The organism is Aliidiomarina iranensis, assembly GCF_003987135.1.
Classification (GTDB): Bacteria; Pseudomonadota; Gammaproteobacteria; order Enterobacterales; family Alteromonadaceae; genus Aliidiomarina; species Aliidiomarina iranensis.
In genome coordinates this window covers 551809-569269 of sequence record NZ_PIPJ01000001.1, presented here as the reverse complement: position 1 = coordinate 569269, position 17461 = coordinate 551809, and the positions used below count along the sequence as shown (strand labels likewise).

Annotated in this window: 17 protein-coding genes and 1 pseudogene; 5 read left to right on the top strand and 13 right to left on the bottom strand. The window is 47.1% G+C overall.

What is annotated here, in order from left to right:
- Both CWE08_RS02605 and CWE08_RS02600 read right to left on the bottom strand, forming a co-directional pair.
- Positions 1-477 (bottom strand): nucleoside deaminase, encoded by a 477-nt coding sequence (locus tag CWE08_RS02605; protein WP_198677033.1) that lies wholly within the window; start codon positions 475-477, stop codon positions 1-3.
- A 95-nt stretch (positions 478-572) separates the two neighbouring features.
- Positions 573-698 carry a helix-turn-helix domain-containing protein gene (locus CWE08_RS02600; protein WP_241973809.1) on the bottom strand — a complete coding sequence of 42 codons (126 nt, stop codon included), beginning with the start codon at positions 696-698 and terminating at the stop codon, positions 573-575.
- Between the two features lie 70 nt (positions 699-768).
- On the opposite strand from CWE08_RS02600, the gene CWE08_RS02595 reads away from it, so the two are divergent.
- Positions 769-921: a type II toxin-antitoxin system Phd/YefM family antitoxin gene (locus CWE08_RS02595; RefSeq protein WP_198677058.1), complete on the top strand. Its 153-nt coding sequence runs from the start codon at positions 769-771 to the stop codon at positions 919-921.
- Here CWE08_RS02595 and CWE08_RS02590 read toward each other — a convergent pair.
- From CWE08_RS02590 to CWE08_RS02580, 3 genes are all read right to left on the bottom strand, one after another.
- On the bottom strand, positions 910-2427 hold the full coding sequence (locus CWE08_RS02590) for a serine hydrolase domain-containing protein (protein ID WP_126765300.1): 1518 nt from the start codon (positions 2425-2427) through the stop codon (positions 910-912). The genes CWE08_RS02595 and CWE08_RS02590 overlap by 12 nt on opposite strands.
- Positions 2428-2982: 555 nt before the next feature.
- Positions 2983-3282, bottom strand: a complete 300-nt coding sequence (locus tag CWE08_RS02585) for a type II toxin-antitoxin system RelE/ParE family toxin (protein ID WP_126765298.1) — start codon at positions 3280-3282, stop codon at positions 2983-2985.
- Positions 3283-3552 (bottom strand): type II toxin-antitoxin system Phd/YefM family antitoxin, encoded by a 270-nt coding sequence (locus tag CWE08_RS02580; RefSeq protein WP_126765296.1) that lies wholly within the window; start codon positions 3550-3552, stop codon positions 3283-3285.
- 173 nt (positions 3553-3725) lie between these two features.
- Here CWE08_RS02580 and CWE08_RS02575 point away from each other — a divergent pair.
- Positions 3726-4409, top strand: a pseudogene (locus CWE08_RS02575) (transposase); the annotation flags it as partial.
- A 443-nt stretch (positions 4410-4852) separates the two neighbouring features.
- On the opposite strand, the gene CWE08_RS02570 reads toward CWE08_RS02575, so the two are convergent.
- The 8 genes from CWE08_RS02570 to ampD form a co-directional block, all read right to left on the bottom strand.
- Positions 4853-5206, bottom strand: a complete 354-nt coding sequence (locus CWE08_RS02570; protein ID WP_126765294.1) for a hypothetical protein — start codon at positions 5204-5206, stop codon at positions 4853-4855.
- Between the two features lie 115 nt (positions 5207-5321).
- Positions 5322-5738 (bottom strand): hypothetical protein, encoded by a 417-nt coding sequence (locus tag CWE08_RS02565; protein WP_126765292.1) that lies wholly within the window; start codon positions 5736-5738, stop codon positions 5322-5324.
- A 1213-nt stretch (positions 5739-6951) separates the two neighbouring features.
- Complete coding sequence (gene lpdA / locus CWE08_RS02560; RefSeq protein ID WP_126765290.1) at positions 6952-8376, bottom strand: dihydrolipoyl dehydrogenase; 1425 nt, start codon at positions 8374-8376, stop codon at positions 6952-6954.
- A 102-nt stretch (positions 8377-8478) separates the two neighbouring features.
- Positions 8479-10269 carry a dihydrolipoyllysine-residue acetyltransferase gene (aceF, locus tag CWE08_RS02555; protein ID WP_126765547.1) on the bottom strand — a complete coding sequence of 597 codons (1791 nt, stop codon included), beginning with the start codon at positions 10267-10269 and terminating at the stop codon, positions 8479-8481.
- Between the two features lie 10 nt (positions 10270-10279).
- The gene (aceE, locus tag CWE08_RS02550; protein ID WP_126765288.1) at positions 10280-12946 is read right to left on the bottom strand and encodes a pyruvate dehydrogenase (acetyl-transferring), homodimeric type; all 2667 of its coding nucleotides are present in this window, start codon (positions 12944-12946) and stop codon (positions 10280-10282) included.
- Positions 12947-12955: 9 nt separating this feature from the next.
- Entirely contained in the window at positions 12956-13726 is a 771-nt protein-coding gene (gene pdhR, locus CWE08_RS02545) for a pyruvate dehydrogenase complex transcriptional repressor PdhR (protein ID WP_126765286.1), read from the bottom strand.
- Positions 13727-13832: 106 nt separating this feature from the next.
- Positions 13833-14636: a regulatory signaling modulator protein AmpE gene (gene ampE / locus CWE08_RS02540; RefSeq protein ID WP_126765284.1), complete on the bottom strand. Its 804-nt coding sequence runs from the start codon at positions 14634-14636 to the stop codon at positions 13833-13835.
- Positions 14637-14704: 68 nt separating this feature from the next.
- Positions 14705-15253 (bottom strand): 1,6-anhydro-N-acetylmuramyl-L-alanine amidase AmpD, encoded by a 549-nt coding sequence (ampD, locus tag CWE08_RS02535; RefSeq protein ID WP_126765282.1) that lies wholly within the window; start codon positions 15251-15253, stop codon positions 14705-14707.
- Between the two features lie 111 nt (positions 15254-15364).
- Here ampD and CWE08_RS02530 point away from each other — a divergent pair, with 111 nt between their 5' ends.
- From CWE08_RS02530 to CWE08_RS12390, 3 genes are all read left to right on the top strand, one after another.
- Complete coding sequence (locus tag CWE08_RS02530; RefSeq protein WP_126765280.1) at positions 15365-15880, top strand: retropepsin-like aspartic protease family protein; 516 nt, start codon at positions 15365-15367, stop codon at positions 15878-15880.
- Positions 15881-15934: 54 nt separating this feature from the next.
- Entirely contained in the window at positions 15935-16819 is an 885-nt protein-coding gene (gene nadC / locus CWE08_RS02525) for a carboxylating nicotinate-nucleotide diphosphorylase (protein ID WP_126765278.1), read from the top strand.
- A 173-nt stretch (positions 16820-16992) separates the two neighbouring features.
- Positions 16993-17460: a pilin gene (locus tag CWE08_RS12390; protein WP_126765276.1), complete on the top strand. Its 468-nt coding sequence runs from the start codon at positions 16993-16995 to the stop codon at positions 17458-17460.
- Position 17461 lies beyond the last annotated feature (1 nt).

Genomic DNA, 17461 nt, shown 5'->3' with positions numbered 1-17461 from the left:
TCAGCCTTGATGTAAACGCTGATGCAATCGATACACCGCTTCAGCTAAGCTCGGCACTGGCCCATCAACAACCACGCCGGGCACAACTTCATTTACTGAAAGTGGTTTTACTTTTGGCGTAGGCGCACCAAATTCAGCCAACCATGTTGTTAACTGCTGAGCCGAACTCACAAACACAATACGCCCCAAGCCCACCAAACCATGGGCCGCCGAACACATCGGGCAATGCTCCCCGGAAGTATAAACGGTTGCAGCAGCTCTTTCTTGAGGGGTCATGTTAATCGCCGCCCAACGGGCTAGTTCAACTTCAGGATGCCGAGTTCTATCCGACGTTACCACTCGATTTCGTTCCTCTAAAAGAACCTCACCATTGGCAGCTACTAGCACAGAGCCAAAGGGTTGATCACCAGCCTCAAGCGCCTCTGCTGCAAGCTCCACACAGCGCCGCAAGTAAGGCATATCGCGTTCATGAACCATTGATTTTCCTTGAATTTATAATATTTTCGTTGCTTAGTGCTGAAGTTTGGAAACTAGTATCGTCCGCCAACAGAGGCGCGTACTGATGCGACTTGTTATGCAGCTGTAAGCTCAACCTTCTGCACCTTATCTAAACTCAGATTTTTTCCAGCATGCCATAAATCGTAAGAATCCTGCATCGCCAACCAACTCTCAGGGCTTCGACCTAAGGCTTTCGACAAGCGAAGCGCCATTTCGGGGCTAATACCACTCCGGCACTTCATCACCCGGAGCAAATCGCAGTCCGTGGTAATGATCTCCCTTGACGATTATGAAGCGTTGCAAGAGACTTCATATCTCCTACGCTCACCAAAGAACGCCCGTCGTTTGTTAGAATCCGTTACCGAGTTGGAGCAAGGCGGTGGCCTATTACAGAACTACTTTAACGTAATGCTAATCAACTAAATCTTGCCGATGCCCGGTTTGTCCGAACAACTTAATCTTCATATCTGCCCCTTCACCACTGAAGTTGGCGATAACGCCAGTTTCATGAGCGAACTCTAAGGGGTTACCTTGGATCGGAAACATCACCAGAGGAAGACGATTTCCCGCTGGAAATGCCAACCTAAGTGAGTCTTGCTCCGTAAGCACAGAAACCGTCCAGCCTTGATTAGGGAAGACATAAGTTCCAGCGAGTGACTGCAATACTTCAACTGATTGATTTATTCGCTTAACTTTCTTCTCTCGGAACACGGGCCACTCATAGGTACGAGAAACAGAGTTGAAGAATTCTTCACCAAGGTTTGCACCATTATTGGAGTTAGCCAGAAAAACTGCTCCATCACCTGTTTGCAAATTAAAGGTAATACCAGCTCTGTAGCCTTCTGTAGCTCCATAGTGAGTGATAAAAACCATATCACCTTCACCAATTAACCTGAAACCGTATGTATGGTTTTCTACCTTGTTAGATAGTAGTTTTCCGATACTAGCTTGAGTGAATAAGCTGCTCGTTCCTTCGTAACCTTTATGAATCTCGAGCAAAAACAACGCCAAATCAGTGGCTGTCACCCAAAGACCGGCGGCTGCCTGTTCGGGATAATTGTTCCAGCCGCCAGCGATAGCAGTGCCGTCAATTTGGTGTCCGTGAGCAGTATGAGGATGACTAGAATCGGGCAGTGGGACTGTAAAGTCAGCCTGTTTCATACCAACCGGGAAGAGCAGCCACTCGCGCATGATCTCCTCAAAAGGTTTGTGCTGCTGGTCCTGCAAGGCTATTTCTACAATCGTATAGCCCCCGCCTGAATAAGCGAGTGAAGTATTTGGTACACTTACTACTTCTACTTTTCGCGAGTTGCTTGGCGCTTCGCCCCGCACGATCTGTTGATCGGTTGGTATTGATTCGTTCCGCGCATACCCTGCATAGCCGCCTCGGGCTATACCGGCTGTATGTGAAAGCAAATTACCGAGTGTAACGGGATTTTCTGCGGATTGAAGGCCTTCTGGCAGATTAAACGATGAAAGGTAGTTTTCAATATTCTCGTCAAAATCGATGAGCTCTTCTGTTTCCATCCGCAGCGCGGCAAACAATGTAACTGGCTTGGCAATTGAGCCCGATTGAAAAAGGCTACCGCAATCAGTATCTGCGCCACTGGTATGTAGCTGACCCCAAGCTGCGCTCCAATCCAGCTTACCATTATGCATTACCGCTACGGACAAGGCGGGAACATTAGACAAATCCATGCGCGTCTCGATGCTAGCCGGTTTAGTTTCACCATCAAATACCACTAACGGAAGCATACCGCCGGTAACCTGCTCCTCACGCACTTGTGCATCAGCAGCCGTATAGCAACTCCAGCGTTGCTGAACCTCAGCATATTCGCTTATTTCGCTCATCGAATTCTGTGCTGGGTAAGCAACCACTGGAGTAAAGAATACGCTAAGTAGCGAGAGAGGAACTATGTATCTATTCATCGATGTTTTCCATACTTAGCCTGCTATCGATAGGCGGATGATATGTTTAGTATCGCAACGCCCTAAATAATTAGCGTAAGAAGCGACCCAGCATGGGCTTGTTGATAGCGATAATATTTACTTCGTTTGAATACAAGATAAATAAAAATCACCAAAAACAACATACAATGCGCACGTTATGTGCCCGTTACAGCAATACAAAAAGAACAACTACAACAAGCATGATTATGATAGCTGCTCCAAACATTAATTTCTCGAGATTGGAGTGTGAATCTGCTTGGCGCTCAGTTTCTAACTTCAAAGCTCTTAACTCTGAATCCGATAAATCCTTGCAATGTGGGCATTCGGTTTCTTTCTTCGGATAACGTAGATCACATCTATTGCATTGAACCGTCTGAATATGTCTGGAATAAAGAACTTGCATTAGAGTCAACACCGACCAATCATCGATAAAATAAGAATTAATTTAATAATGCAAATAACGCCAATATTCAGCGGCGCCCTGACAGGGGCGTCCGGTGGAAGTCGCAGGCCGGAACGAACTGGAATGGCTTGTTATGTTTCGTTTTCTGGTAATTCGAGCTGCCTCTCACTCCGCCAGACTCGTATGAGTACAACCTCTTTATCCTGCCTGAGGTAGACAGCTCGAAATGGCGCGTGAATCAGTTCACGAATATGATCCATGTTGAATTCAGGAACAACTCGGCCTGCATCAGGGTGGATTTGAAGCATCTCATAATGCTCCAAAATAGCAGCCAAGAAATCATCACCGATATTTGGCACGCCCTGGTCTCTGTAATACTCCTGAATAGCCTTTAAGTCCTCAAGAGCAGACTGTGCTATGCGTAATTCCATTTACTTGATGCCCAACGTTCTCTTGGCGTCCTCCAACGATACGGTGTTGCATTCGCGGACATCCATTAGCCCCTGCGCCACCGCCTTTACAAACCGCAATTCCTCTGCGGTTTTCTCATAATCCTCGAGCCCCTGAACCACAGCTATGCCACGGCCACGACTTGTAAGCAGGATTGGGCGATGCGTGTCCTGTGCTCGGCCAACCACCTTTCCTGGATTGATCTTCAGATCTGATAGAGGAATGACATCCTCGGAAAATTTCACTTGCATAGTGATTACCTCGTCAACGATTTGGCACTATTAATAGCACCAGTTAACAGGTGCGGTCAAGAAGCATAGACACAATGACTCCCTGCCAAATGCTAGCCTCCGCATTTTCCTGGGTTAGCTAAAAGCCAGTGCCATAATTAGTTTGTTCAAGACTAAATCATTTGGAGGCTAGCATAAACAAACATAGCATGATTTTTCTTGGGTTGGATACTCATAAAGAGTTTAACGAAGTCGCCTATTGTGAAGAGCAACGAGGAGCCGCGCCCGTCCATTATGGTCGTATCCCGTCGTCCAAAGTCAGTCTGAAAAAGCTGATACGACAGTTTTAATCCAAGTATCCCGGCGCCACGTTGCATGTGGTTTATGAAGCCGTGCGTGATTTATCCCGGGCTCGCGAAACGGCGATGAAAGACTTAAAGGACGCGAAGTACCAACTGAAAGCTCTGCTGCTCAGAAACAATATTAATCATGAGGGCACGGCCAACTGGTCAAAAAAGCATTTACGCTGGCTGACCGAAATGATATTACCTCACCCGGCTCAGCAAATTGTTCTACAAGAGCAGCTCCAAACCGTTGAGGAGCGTATCCGGAGACTGGAGCGACTGGATAATGAACTGACCCACCATGTTTATCAGTGGCGGTATTATCCCGTTGTAAAGGCGGTTCAGGCCATGCGCGGTGTCAGACTACTGGTCGCTGTCGGCGTGATTGCCGAGCTTGGGGATTTACAGCGTTTCGACCACCCCAGAAAGCTGATGGCTTATCTCGGCTTAGTTCCCGGCGAGCACTCCTCCGGCGGTAAGCGCCGTTTAGGTGCAATAACCAAGTGCGGCAATGCCAGAGCGCGTCGGTTAATCCAAAACTTCGATTAAGTCGGGTACCCGCATGATAAACGGGTTTGAGCTAACGCATTCGGATCAGGCCGCGGACGTGGCACAACCCACGACGGCGTTATGATGGCAATAACCTAATTCGTTATTGACCCACGAGCATAGACTGATGAGAAGGTGCTACGGCGGAGTGAGTAAGGTAGGCGCTGTTTATCGCAAGATAAATAATCCACGGATACCAGCATAGCAACCGACGACATTACTGCCTCATCTGGTGCGTTAGCTCAATTTACTTGAGAATAGAAAGAACTGATTATGGCTGAAAAAGTGCCAGGGCTGCACGCGTTCAGAGTTGACAAAGGGAATCATACCAACGCTTTGCTAATTGGCTGCCGCAGCGCAGCGTAGGCTGTCCAGTGGAGGCCACGCTCTTTGTGGCCGGAACGAAATTAAGCAATTTGTTATGTGCCTCACGGCTGCTCAACTATCTTTGTGACGTTAAGAATAAAATCGGTACGAAACGCTTCCAAACGATTTAATTCAAGCTCTCCAATCACAGTAACTTGCTTACCAGCAAACTCACTTAAAACACTCGCGTCGGCGTGTTCTAAAAATAATTTAGTTGAGTTCCCATTTCCAACAGCTTCGATTTTCCCTATCGAACGAGGATCGCTCACAAGGAGAATGTTGCCTTTGAGCATACCTGACGGCGTACTTACATAAGAGCTCAAGACTCTGCCGGCTAACTCGACACTTTGAGGCTCTTTGGAAGTGCTTGCACATGCAGTTAAAAGAAAAATCATTGGTAAAATTAAATATTTCATCAAATCTCCGATATTAACTTGAGCACATAACGCCCACAGCACGCGTGGCTTTGTAATGGAGGCGAAGCCGAAATGAAAAAGCCGTCGCTGTGCCTGCGATTGTTATGAGCGGCCTTCATTCCGCTGCAAAAGCCTTGACCGACGCAATGGAAAGCGATCTCTTGCACCCCGGAGATAATCCAGACGAACAACAGTATTGGAGAGTAATCGCCATGTCATAGCCCGATGCAGGCATGTGAAGTAGCACACTTGGTTCCGAGCTTCCAACCTTATAGTCCATGGAGGAGCCTGAAATTTGATTTTCGCCATCGAAAAGAAATGTTTGAACTCGGCCCGCTGGGCACTCGTTAAGCTGACCTGAGAATTCAAGTTGATATAAATCGATTTCTGGGCTTCCAGAGTCGATCTGATTCAACTCGATAGAATACGCTTCTGCATTCTCAGGCGTCACTTCTGTATTTGTTGGTAGCCCTTCCGCGAATGCACAGCCGGAAATCATAAAAAGCAGGGCTTTAAAAGTGTGCTTCATCATGATGCTGGTATCTCATAACGCTTTGCTAATTGGCTGCCGCAGCGTAGCGTAGGCAGTCCAGTGGAGGCCACGCTTTTTGTGGCCGGAACGAAATTAAGCAACTTGTTATAAGCCATTTGTATTTACCCGTTGCCCACAATGAATACAGACTATAGAACCAGAGAACCAATGCCAAACCACTTTTGTCCAATCACCGCTTGACGCTGGGTGTGGCGGTTTAAACCCTTGAACGGTTAAACACTTATTGCAGTGAGGGCAACGATTAAACAATGCCAACACAATATGTACAACTAAAGCGCCAAGAAAAGCACCGAAGATGTATACCAAATGACTCGCACTAGCCTCCGGTGGAGCGAATAACTTGCCGTAACACAGCGCGATAAGGAATGCGAGCAGCAAAAACCACGCAATAAAAACGCTGAGTACATCGAGTTTGCCTATTAACGATTTGGACACCGATCTTTCCTATGGCTTATAACGCCGTGAACACGCGCTTGTCGCGTGCTTCACCTGGTTAAGCAAGCGACGCTCATAGCCAGCTACTGGCACGTTGCGAGCGAACGCGAGCCCAACCCTAAACATGGCACCCGATAGAACGACACGGCTGGATGCCCCCAATAACCCGATTGTGGCAAGCCATGCAGAATGCGCAAGACCTGCTACGCCACAAAATTCATTAAAGGCACAAGGAACGAAACTGCCGAGATAGGAACGGCACGATCCCTGATGCCGGACTGCCAGCAAATGGCAGTTACTTCTGACCTGGCTCCGCCCTCTCAGAACTGAAAGGGCCGAGCGACTTAACATTTATATCTAAAGCCCGCACACTTTACAGCGCATGGCTAAGCACTAAAACACACAAGATATTGAAATTAATTAATAAAATGAGATTCGCCCCTGTATTTTTCGATGTGAAAGTGAGCGGGCTTATTGATTGCAGATAATGTGCGTGCGCATTACTTCGGGCATCGATGCTCATTATCTGATTTGTTTAATCTACAAGCATTTAACATTACGGCTTTTTTTGCGGGGAGGCAAGTTGATAACGAGAATTGAGTTGCGGCTAATTGTGCATGCGCGAATAGCGCTACAAACGGGTGCCGTAGCAATAAAAATGGCCTAACAAGGTTTGCACCAGGTTAGGCCTATTTTTCTAGCCACGGCATTGGCATTTACCTTCCGCAGCTTTTTATTTTCGTTAAAAGCTAGAAAACTACTTCTTCTTCGCTTTCTTATTTGGCATATCCGTAATAGAGCCTTCCATTACTTCTGCAGCCAAGCCAACTGATTCATGCAGTGTTGGGTGAGCGTGCACGGTGAGTGCGATGTCTTCGGCATCGGCACCCATTTCGATAGCCAAGCAAATTTCGCCGAGTAGCTCACCTGCGTGCGAGCCTACAATAGCGCCGCCAAGAATACGGTGGCTTTCTTTATCGAAAATCAGCTTAGTGAAACCATCTGTTGCGCCAGAAGCAATGGCACGGCCAGAAGCCGACCATGGGAACACGGCAGTTTCAATGGCGATATCTTGCTCTTTCGCTTCTTTCTCGGTTAAACCTGCCCATGCAACTTCTGGATCGGTATAGGCAATTGAAGGAATTACTTTCGGATCGAAGAAGTGTTTCTTACCAGAAATTACTTCTGCAGCAACGTGGCCTTCATGCACTGCTTTGTGTGCAAGCATTGGCTGCCCCACTAAATCGCCGATAGCAAAAATATTATCAACGTTGGTACGCATTTGCTTATCAACTTCAATGAAGCCCTTATCGGTAACGTTTACGCCCGCTTTATCCGCGCCTACTTTCCCACCATTTGGCGTGCGGCCCACAGCTACTAACACAGCATCGTATTTCACTGGTTTCTCTGGTGCGTTTTTGCCTTCGAAAGTAACGTGAATACCATCTTTCTTAGCTTCCACCTTAGTTACTTTCGTTTCCAACATGATGTTATCGAACTTTGATTGCATTTTCTTTGTGAAAACTTTAATCAAATCTTTATCGGCTGCTGGAATTAGTTGGTCCATGAACTCAACTACATCAAGCTTCGAACCTAATGCGCTATATACGCAACCCATTTCTAAACCAATGATGCCGCCGCCTAAGAGCAACATTTTCTTTGGAATGAACGGCATTTCTAAGGCATCGGTTGAATCCCAGATGCGCTCATCATCATGGGGAATAAATGGCAATTCAACAGGTGTTGAACCCGCAGCAATGATAGCGTTATCAAACTTAATTACTGTTTCTTCATCGCCTGAAACTTTAAGTTCGTTAGCGCCGGTAAATTCACCGGTACCGGTAACTACTTTCACTTTGCGCATTTTCGACATTTGGCCAAGACCGTTGGTAAGCTGGCTAATTACTTTTTCTTTGTGCGCACGAATTTTATCTAAATCAATTTTCGGCTCGCCGAAAGCAACACCGGCATCGCCTAAGTGCTTGGCATCATCGATGTGCTTAGCAAGGTGCAGCAGGGCTTTTGAAGGGATACAACCCACGTTCAAACAAACACCGCCTAACACGTTGTACCGTTCAACAATCACTACTTCCAAACCTAAATCGGCTGCACGGAAAGCGGCTGAATAACCACCTGGGCCTCCGCCAAGAACTACAACCTGTGTTTTAATTTCGTTGCTCATGATAACCCCTATTTGTTCGCTAACTGCTGCGCCAAAAATAAAATTCAAATTCGCGCTCAAATTTGCGCAGTATTGTACCGAGAAATCCTCGGTACGTCTTGTTTAGAGTATAATTTTCCGGATATCGGAAAGCACACCGGCCAAATACACCGAGAACCGCGCCGCTAATGCACCATCAATTACCCGGTGATCATAGGAAAGGCTCAGTGGCAGCATTAACCGTGGTTCAAACTCTTTGCCGTTCCATACCGGTTTCATATCGCTTTTCGATACGCCGAGAATAGCTACTTCTGGCGCATTAACGATAGGCGTAAACGCGGTACCACCAATGCCACCTAGGCTTGAAATTGAGAAACAGCCGCCCTGCATATCGGCAGATTTTAGCTTGCCATCGCGAGCGCGCGCGCTTACATCGGCCAAATCGCGGGAAAGCTCAACAATGCCCTTCTTATCCACATCACGGATAACTGGCACTACCAAGCCTTTTGGCGTATCTACGGCAATACCGATATTGATATATTTCTTCAGAATTAAGTGCTCGCCATCTTCGTGCAACGAAGAATTGAACTCTGGGAATTCTGCCAGCGCTTTGGCCACCGCTTTCATGATAAATACCAGCGGTGTGAACTTCACATCGGCTTTTTTCTTCGCCAGCTGCTCGTTCTCACCTTTACGGAATTTCTCGAGCTCGGTGATGTCCGCTTCATCAAACTGCGTAACATGAGGAATAGTTACCCAGTTGCGATGCAGGTTCGGCCCCGATAAACGCTGAATGCGGGACATTTCTACTTCTTCAATTTCACCAAATTTGCTGAAATCAACTTTCGGCTGGGCAATTACTTGTAAGCCACCCTCACCACCTGAAGCCGGTGCAGAAGAAGCTTTCGGCCGTGAAAGTTCATATTTCACAAACTCTTGCACATCTTCTTTCAATACGCGGTTTTTCGGGCCACTGCCGCTTACCTTGCTAAGATCAACACCAAACTCACGTGCTACCCGGCGCACGGCAGGTGAAGCATGCACTAGAGCATCGTCTTTACCTTTGCGGCCAAGGGGGTGATCAGGAACTGGGGGCTCTTTACGGCCGGAATCTTTGCTTTCATTACTAGAAGATTCGGAGCTAGATGATTCAGAGCTAGAAGAGCTACTTTCTTCTTTCTTATCTTCCTGCTTAGATTCTCGCTTCTCTTCCTGCTTAGATTCGCTCTCAGAAGCTTCTTCGCCCTCATCTTCGCCGGCAATTTCCAGCTCAAGCACAAGCGAGCCTTCTTTCACCTTATCGCCAACTTTCACTTTCAAGCTTTTTACTTTACCGGCTTTCGGGCTGGGCACATCCATCGTGGCTTTATCGGTTTCTAGGGTAATCAAGCCATCTTCTTCGGAGATTTCATCACCTTCAGCAACGAGAACCTCGATAACTTCAACTTCACCCTCTTCACCGATATCGGGCACATTCACTTCGATGGTTTCGGTGCCACCAGAAGATTTTTTCTTACTTTCAGATTTCGAATCATCGTTTTTCGATTCACTCGAGGTATCTTTTTCCTCGCTAGAATCTTCTTTGCTCTCATCCGCTTCATTTTTATCAGCAGATTTTTCCTCTTCTTCTGATGATTTCTCTTCAGAATCATCGCCAGAATCGTCATCCCCATCATCAGCCGCTTCCATCAGCGCCAGCAAATCGCCTTCACTAATTTTATCACCAACTTTTACCTTCAGGCTTTTTACCTTGCCAGCAAAAGGCGCAGGGATATCCATTGAGGCTTTATCACTCTCAACAGTTACCAGTGATTCTTCTGCATCAATGCTATCGCCTTCACTTACCAACACCTCGATAACTTCAACGCTCTCCCCACCTACATCGGGAACTAGAACTTCTTTTGCATCTGCCATCATGTTCTCCTTATGCGTAGAGTGGGTTTAATTTATCAACATCGATACCGAAATCTTTGATGGCTTGCGCCACTACTTTTTTATCGATATCCCCTGCTTTCGCCAAATCACTGAGTGCAGCTACCACAATATAATCGGCATTCACTTCAAAATGACGGCGTAAGTTTTCGCGGCTATCCGAGCGGCCGAAACCATCGGTACCCAACACACGGTAACTACCCGGCACCCAGGCACGCACTTGATCCGCATAAAGCTTCATATAATCGGTGGCTGCAATTACTGGGCCTTCTTCTTTCTCAAGCACAGAAGTAATGAAGGCTTTTTTCTCTTTCTTGGTTGGATTCAGCATGTTGTAACGTTCTACATCCAAACCATCGCGGGCAAGTTCGTTAAATGAAGTAGCACTGAATACGCTCGCATCGATATCATATTTATCGGCTAACACAGTAGCCGCTTTGCGCACTTGCTGCAAAATGGTACCAGAGCCAAGCAAACGCACTTTTGCTTTCGCTTTTTTCGCTTTAACTTCATCTAACTTATAAATGCCGCGGAGAATACCTTCTTCCACGCCCTCAGCGATTTCTGGTTGTTTATAGTTTTCGTTCATTACGGTGATGTAATAGAAAACATTTTCTTGCTCAGCGAACATACGGCGTAAGCCATCTTGTACGATAACCGCCACTTCGTAACCGTAAGTTGGATCATAACTTACACAATTTGGCACCGTGCCGAAGTGCAATAAGCTATGGCCATCCTGATGCTGTAAGCCTTCGCCATTGAGCGTGGTTCGGCCTGCCGTGCCGCCTACTAGGAAACCACGAGTTTGGCTATCGCCTGCAGCCCAAACTAAATCACCTACCCGTTGGAAACCGAACATTGAATAGTAGATATAAACCGGAATCATAGGTTCGTTGTTGGTGGAGTAGCTGGTACCTGCCGCCACAAACGAAGCCATAGCGCCTAATTCGTTAATACCCTCTTGCAATACCTGGCCTTTCTTATCTTCCCGATAATAAGCCACTTGATCCGCATCTTGTGGCGTATATTTCTGGCCTTGGCTTGAATAGATACCCACTTGGCGGAATAAACCTTCCATCCCAAAGGTGCGCGCTTCATCGGGAATAATTGGCACCACACGAGAGCCAATTTTCTTGTCTTTCAGCATGGCGGTAAGTACGCGTACAAACGCCATCGTGGTTGAAATTTCCCGATCACCACTGCCTTTAAGTACCGAATCAAAGGCTTTCAAACTCGGCACATCTAGCTCTTTATCTGTTTCGGCTAAGCGCACTGGAGTGAAACCGCCGAGTTTCTCGCGGCGTTCTTTCATATACTTCATTTCATCGCTATCTTCTGGGAAGCGATAGAACGGCATATCTTCAAGATCCGCATCTTTAATTGGAATATTAAAGCGATCACGGAAATGTTTAATCGCCTCAATATCCATTTTCTTCACTTGGTGCGCTACGTTTTTACCTTCCCCGGCTGCACCCATACCGTAGCCTTTTACGGTTTTCGCCAAAATAACCTGTGGCCGGCCTTTCGTGTTCACCGCTTTGTGATAAGCAGCGTAAACTTTTACTGGATCGTGGCCACCACGGTTGAGGCGCCAAATATCTTCATCGGAGATATTCGCTACCATGGCTTTGGTTTCTTCAGTTTTGCCAAAGAAGTGTTCGCGCGTGTAAGCGCCGCCTTTAGCTTTGTAGTTCTGGTATTCACCATCTACGCTGGTTTGCATAATTTCAGCAAGCTTGCCTTCGGTATCACGATATAGCAGCGGATCCCAATAACGACCCCAAATAACTTTGATCACTTCCCAACCTGCACCACGGAAAGTACCTTCGAGTTCTTGAATAATTTTGCTGTTACCGCGCACCGGGCCATCAAGGCGCTGGAGGTTACAATTCACGATAAAGGTTAGGTTATCCAAGCCTTCGCGAGTGGCTAAGCCAATTGCACCTAAGCTTTCTGGCTCATCTACTTCGCCATCACCTAAGAAGCAATAAACACGCTGTTTTGAACAATCTTTAATGCCACGATCGGTAAGATATTTTAAGAACCGCGCTGTATAAATAGCCTGCATGGGGCCAAGGCCCATAGAAACCGTTGGGAATTGCCAAAAATCGGGCATCAATTTCGGATGCGGATAAGAAGAAAGGCCATCGCCATCTACTTCTTGGCGGAATTTATTCATTTGATCTTCGGTAATACGCCCTTCTAAAAATGCTCGCGCATAGATACCTGGGGAAACATGCCCCTGAATAAACAAGAAATCGCCGCCATCTTCACCCGGCGCCCGGAAGAAATGATTAAAGCCCACATCGTACAACATGGCTGAAGAAGCAAAGCTCGAAATGTGGCCGCCCAGTTCAAGATCTTTTTTCGATGCGCGCAGAACCATGGCCAATGCGTTCCAACGGATAGCGGCCCGAATCCGCGCTTCTAACGTGTGATCGCCAGGCATCACCGGCTCTTGGCTCACCGGAATAGTATTCAAATACGCGGTGGTAGGCTGATAAGGCAAATAAGCACCGCTGCGGCGCGCCTTATCAATCAGTTGCTCAAGAATAAAATGCGCCCGCTCTGGGCCTTCAGCATCGAGAACGGCTTCAAGTGCATCTAGCCATTCCTGCGTTTCTTGCTGGTCGATATCGTGCTGATCTAAATCTGCCATACTGATTCCTTACTTCTCCATTGGAGTCGATAAAGGTTCACTCCGCCGCAACGAGCGTTGCAGCCGGGTGTGTTCCCGATTCAGGTGTAACAATGTTTTTTCTATATAGGCCAAATGCTGATGGCACGCATCGCGCGCCTGTTCTGGCTTTCTTGCAATAATTGCATCAACAATCGCTTGCCGATGGGTTTGAAGTTGTTCTCGTACATCACTACGCTCAGAGAGCACTTCTAGATTGCGCCGCATATTTTCCTGCAATAACTCGCGCATGCCGCGCACTAAATGCAGTAAAACAACGTTATGTGAAGCTTCAGCAATACTGGTGTAAAACACCATCAAGGCTTGCGCTTGCTCAACAATAGGCTCTGAGCGCTTGGCTGCAATTGCAGCGAAACTGTTGGCGATATGCTGTAAATCTGAATCAGTGCCTCGCATAGCCGCATAAAAAGCGGAAACACCTTCCATTGCGTGGCGAAATTCAAGCAAATCGAATTGTGATTCTGGATGCCGTGCGAGCAACTCAAATAGCGGCTCTCGCACCTGCTGATCTAAGGCGTTACTCACAAAGGTACCACCACCTTGCCGGCGCGACACCAAGCCTTTAGCTTCGAGTTTTTGAATCGCTTCTCGTAACGAAGGCCTAGAAACGTGAAATCGCGTGGCTAAATCCCGTTCTGAGGGTAAGCGCTCTCCGGCCGCCCAAGTGCCATCAACTATCATCGATTCAATTTGCGAAACGATGATATCCGACAACTTAGTTTGTGCCACGCGTTGAATCATTTGTTACCTATGTGATTTTTCGAATTATTGGTAATACCAATTTACCAAAGGCTGTAATTATATCCCTTATTTGAGCTTAAACCAAATTTATAAGCAGGATTATTGGTCATACCACCCAACCTAAAAGCGTGGCAAACGCAACAATTACGAGTATCAGTATCATATTTCGGCGCACTAAATTAACTAGGTTCTCCGCCTCAACCCAGTGTTTTTCGTCATCGTTAACGTGCTGTGGCAGTTCTTCTGCCGCAACGGCTACATCCACAAGCTGCTGCGGCGGGTTATCAACGCCTTCAGGTACCATTTTTAGCCAAACCGGCATTGCCTTCGAGAAGTGCCCAACTAATACATAACCAAAAGCGCAGATACGCAGTGGTAACCACTCAACCCAGGCTAACACGTGTGGAAAAACTTCCGCGCGCGAGCGCAGTAAACCATACGCCAGAGCGCCTGGAGCGCCGAGCAAAATAAACCAAATCGATACCGCGGCATAAAAACGAAAGTTAAGCCATACCAGTTGCTGCCCGGTGCTTAAGCCGGCATCTTTCAGATATTCCAAAGTTTCCGCTTGCGCCTCTAATTCCTCTTCATCACCGCGTTTTGCCGCTAAGAAATACTGGCGCAACGCTGTGCGATAGGAACGGCAACCGATTACGAGAGTAAGCACAATAATGTTTATTAATAGCGCCGCTAACACGCTATTGTTCAACGACAACAAAACAGCTAACAAAATGGCCGGCGCCACCAATAACAACGGCCCAAACAAATCATGATTGCGCCAGCGTTGGATATCATCTTTTTGATTGAGCCAGTTATCCCAGCGTTCTGCGGTAGGATCTAGTTTCCAAGCCTCCGGAGTTATCCGTAATCGCTCTAAAATTAAAGCTACAAACAGTGAAAACACCATCATATTTTTGTTTCCTCTCAAGCGCCTACCGGCGCGGAATTCAGCTCGCTATATTATTTTTCTTAGCGCTTCTAATTATTTAAAAGTGCGCGATAGTGTTGCCAATCAAACGCTGGCCCAGGATCTGTTTTGCGGCCCGGCGCGATGTGCTCGTGCCCAACAATACGCTCGTTAGTGATAGCTGGATAGTGTTGCTGTATTACTTGCGTTACCGCCGCCAACGCTTGATATTGTTCTTTAGTGTAGGGGGTGGAATCAGTTCCCTCAAGTTCAATGCCAATCGAATAATCATTACAACGTTCCCGCCCATTCCAGCTAGAAACTCCGGCATGCCAAGCCCTGCGATTGAAATCAACATATTGGATAATTTCACCATTGCGCCTGATCAAACAATGAGCCGATACACGTAACCCTTTTAAGATGGCAAATGTAGGATGTGCCTCACAATCTAAGCGGCCTAAAAAAAGCTCAGTAATGTAGGGGCCACCAAAATTACCCTCGGGTAAACTAATCCCGTGAATCACCAGCAAGCTAATATCATTGCTGTTGGGGCGCTCATCGGCGTGGGGCGATGCTTCCCATCGAACCGGATGTAATCGATGCGCGGTTAAATTTAGCACGGTAACCTCTATAGTTTTCGTTATAATAGGTTCTCTTGTTATTATTCATTTTGATACCAGTGCTCAGTATCCGTACTTAACGTAAAAAGGTAAAGCGAGGAGCGCACAGTTATGCCTAGTTCGAGTGATTCTAGTAAACAAATGGGCCGCCTGTTTTCTTGGTTTGCCTGGATAGCTGCGCTGTTTGTGTTGTACTGGACCTTCGATAACTTTTTACAAAACAAAGAGAATCCTAATCAACAAGTTTTAAGTTATCAAGAGAACGGTAATGCTGTTGTAGTGCTTGAACAAAATTCCCGAGGGCACTACATTGCGAACGGTTTTATTAATGGCCGCGAGGTCACTTTTTTGTTGGATACCGGCGCTACGCAAGTTGCGGTGCCCGGCCGTTTGGCGGGGCAACTCGGGCTTACGCAAGGTACTCGGGTACAAGTAAGAACGGCAAACGGGATAGCAAATGCATTCCAAACCGAAGTTGCAGAGCTCGAATTAGGTGAAATTCGCTTAAATAATGTTGCTGCTACCATTGTTCCCGATTACGATAGCCGCCATATTCTATTGGGCATGAGTGCATTACGAAGTTTGGAGTTCACCCAACGTAATGAAACCCTCACCATTCGCCAATAACGTCGATAAAAATTCGAACTAAACAAACTCAACTAGTAAAGGTAACGCTTAGCCATGCAAAATTCAGCCCGCATGAGTGATTTATTGCGCCAATCCATTCCGCAACAAGTGGCTTCGGCTTTGGCGGAAGATTTAGGTGCTGCTCTTGGCGCACAGTTTGATGTTAATGCTGATATCACAGCAAACTTAATTCCTGCTGAACAACGGGCTACAGCTCGATTAATCACCCGCGAGGTCGGCACTATTTGTGGGTGCGCTTGGGTTGATGAGGTGTTTACGCAACTGGCCGATAATATAACAGTTGAGTGGCAAGTTGCAGATGGCGATGCCGTTGTTGCCAATCAAACACTTTGTACCTTATCTGGGCCGGCTCGCGCGTTACTCACTGGCGAACGCACGGCCATGAATTTCCTGCAAACGCTTTCCGCTACGGCTACTGCAGTAGCGAATGCGGTACGCCATTTAGAGGGCAGCAACACCAAATTATTGGATACTCGCAAAACTATTCCGGGGCTAAGATTAGCGCAGAAATACGCGGTGCTGTGTGGTGGTGGTGTGAACCATAGAATTGGTTTGCACGATGCCTTTTTAATAAAAGAAAATCACATTGCCGCTTGTGGGGGAATTGCCAACGCGGTTGCAACCGCTCGCGCGAATCAACCGAGTTCATGGGTGGAAGTGGAAACCGAGAGCCTTGCCGAGCTTGAGCAAGCCCTTGCCGCGGGTGCTGATGTGATTATGTTGGATAACTTTAGTATGGCAGATGTTGAAGCTGCAGTGGCGCTCACTCGTGGCCGTGCAAAGCTGGAAGTATCCGGTAATGTAACCGCCGATCAATTGGCGCAATATGCCGCAACTGGAGTTGATTATATATCTTCGGGTGCTCTCACCAAACATGTAAAAGCACTCGATTTATCCCTCCGCGTTACCAGTATCTAAGAGAATGGTGTCGTTGCTGCGTTACTCCGGCACCTAAGAGGGGCCAGAGTAACGCAGCAACGACCCCAACTTCTTACTTGTTCAGCTTTTGCTGAATTTTCTGCATTTAACTTTACCCTTCTGGCTTTTACCGCTATTACTTTTGCATCTTAATTTTGCAAAAGGAGTTGCACATGAAAGCGTATCATCGAGCACTGGGTTTTAATTTAATTGAATTAATGATTGTTGTTGCCATCATTGGTGTGTTGAGCTCAGTGGCAGTGCCGGCCTACACCGATTATACCCAGCGCGCAAAAGCTAGCACTGCCCTCATGGGCTTGCAGCCATGGCAAACAGCTATCAATATTTGTTGGCAAATGGAGGGCTCACTCACCCCCTGCGCCAGCTTTGGCCAAAGGGGCATTCCCGCTGTTGAAGCACCCTTACCTACCGGTATTACAACACTACAGCCAGGCTCTGTACCCGGTTCTATTCAAGCTACCTTAGAAGTAAATGATCGCGAGGGTAACCCCCTACTGGTAGAGCTTCGCCCCGCGGCCACAGCAACCCAATTACAATGGGCCGTTGCCTGCTCTGATTTTGGCACTAATGATGGTGTAGGTATGCGTATTCCGCACTGTGTTGCTGATAGCCGAGGATAAT

Coding starts and splice junctions, on each gene's coding strand:
- lpdA (WP_126765290.1), bottom strand. CDS start 8,376: ATGAGCAACGAAATTAAAACACAGGTTGTAGTTCTTGGCGGAGGCCCA.
- CWE08_RS02530 (WP_126765280.1), top strand. CDS start 15,365: ATGCCTAGTTCGAGTGATTCTAGTAAACAAATGGGCCGCCTGTTTTCT.
- CWE08_RS02570 (WP_126765294.1), bottom strand. CDS start 5,206: ATGAAATATTTAATTTTACCAATGATTTTTCTTTTAACTGCATGTGCA.
- CWE08_RS02565 (WP_126765292.1), bottom strand. CDS start 5,738: ATGATGAAGCACACTTTTAAAGCCCTGCTTTTTATGATTTCCGGCTGT.
- CWE08_RS02605 (WP_198677033.1), bottom strand. CDS start 477: ATGGTTCATGAACGCGATATGCCTTACTTGCGGCGCTGTGTGGAGCTT.
- CWE08_RS02580 (WP_126765296.1), bottom strand. CDS start 3,552: ATGCAAGTGAAATTTTCCGAGGATGTCATTCCTCTATCAGATCTGAAG.
- CWE08_RS02590 (WP_126765300.1), bottom strand. CDS start 2,427: ATGAATAGATACATAGTTCCTCTCTCGCTACTTAGCGTATTCTTTACT.
- CWE08_RS02595 (WP_198677058.1), top strand. CDS start 769: ATGATCTCCCTTGACGATTATGAAGCGTTGCAAGAGACTTCATATCTC.
- aceF (WP_126765547.1), bottom strand. CDS start 10,269: ATGGCAGATGCAAAAGAAGTTCTAGTTCCCGATGTAGGTGGGGAGAGC.
- aceE (WP_126765288.1), bottom strand. CDS start 12,946: ATGGCAGATTTAGATCAGCACGATATCGACCAGCAAGAAACGCAGGAA.
- CWE08_RS12390 (WP_126765276.1), top strand. CDS start 16,993: ATGAAAGCGTATCATCGAGCACTGGGTTTTAATTTAATTGAATTAATG.
- pdhR (WP_126765286.1), bottom strand. CDS start 13,726: ATGATTCAACGCGTGGCACAAACTAAGTTGTCGGATATCATCGTTTCG.
- nadC (WP_126765278.1), top strand. CDS start 15,935: ATGCAAAATTCAGCCCGCATGAGTGATTTATTGCGCCAATCCATTCCG.
- ampE (WP_126765284.1), bottom strand. CDS start 14,636: ATGATGGTGTTTTCACTGTTTGTAGCTTTAATTTTAGAGCGATTACGG.
- CWE08_RS02585 (WP_126765298.1), bottom strand. CDS start 3,282: ATGGAATTACGCATAGCACAGTCTGCTCTTGAGGACTTAAAGGCTATT.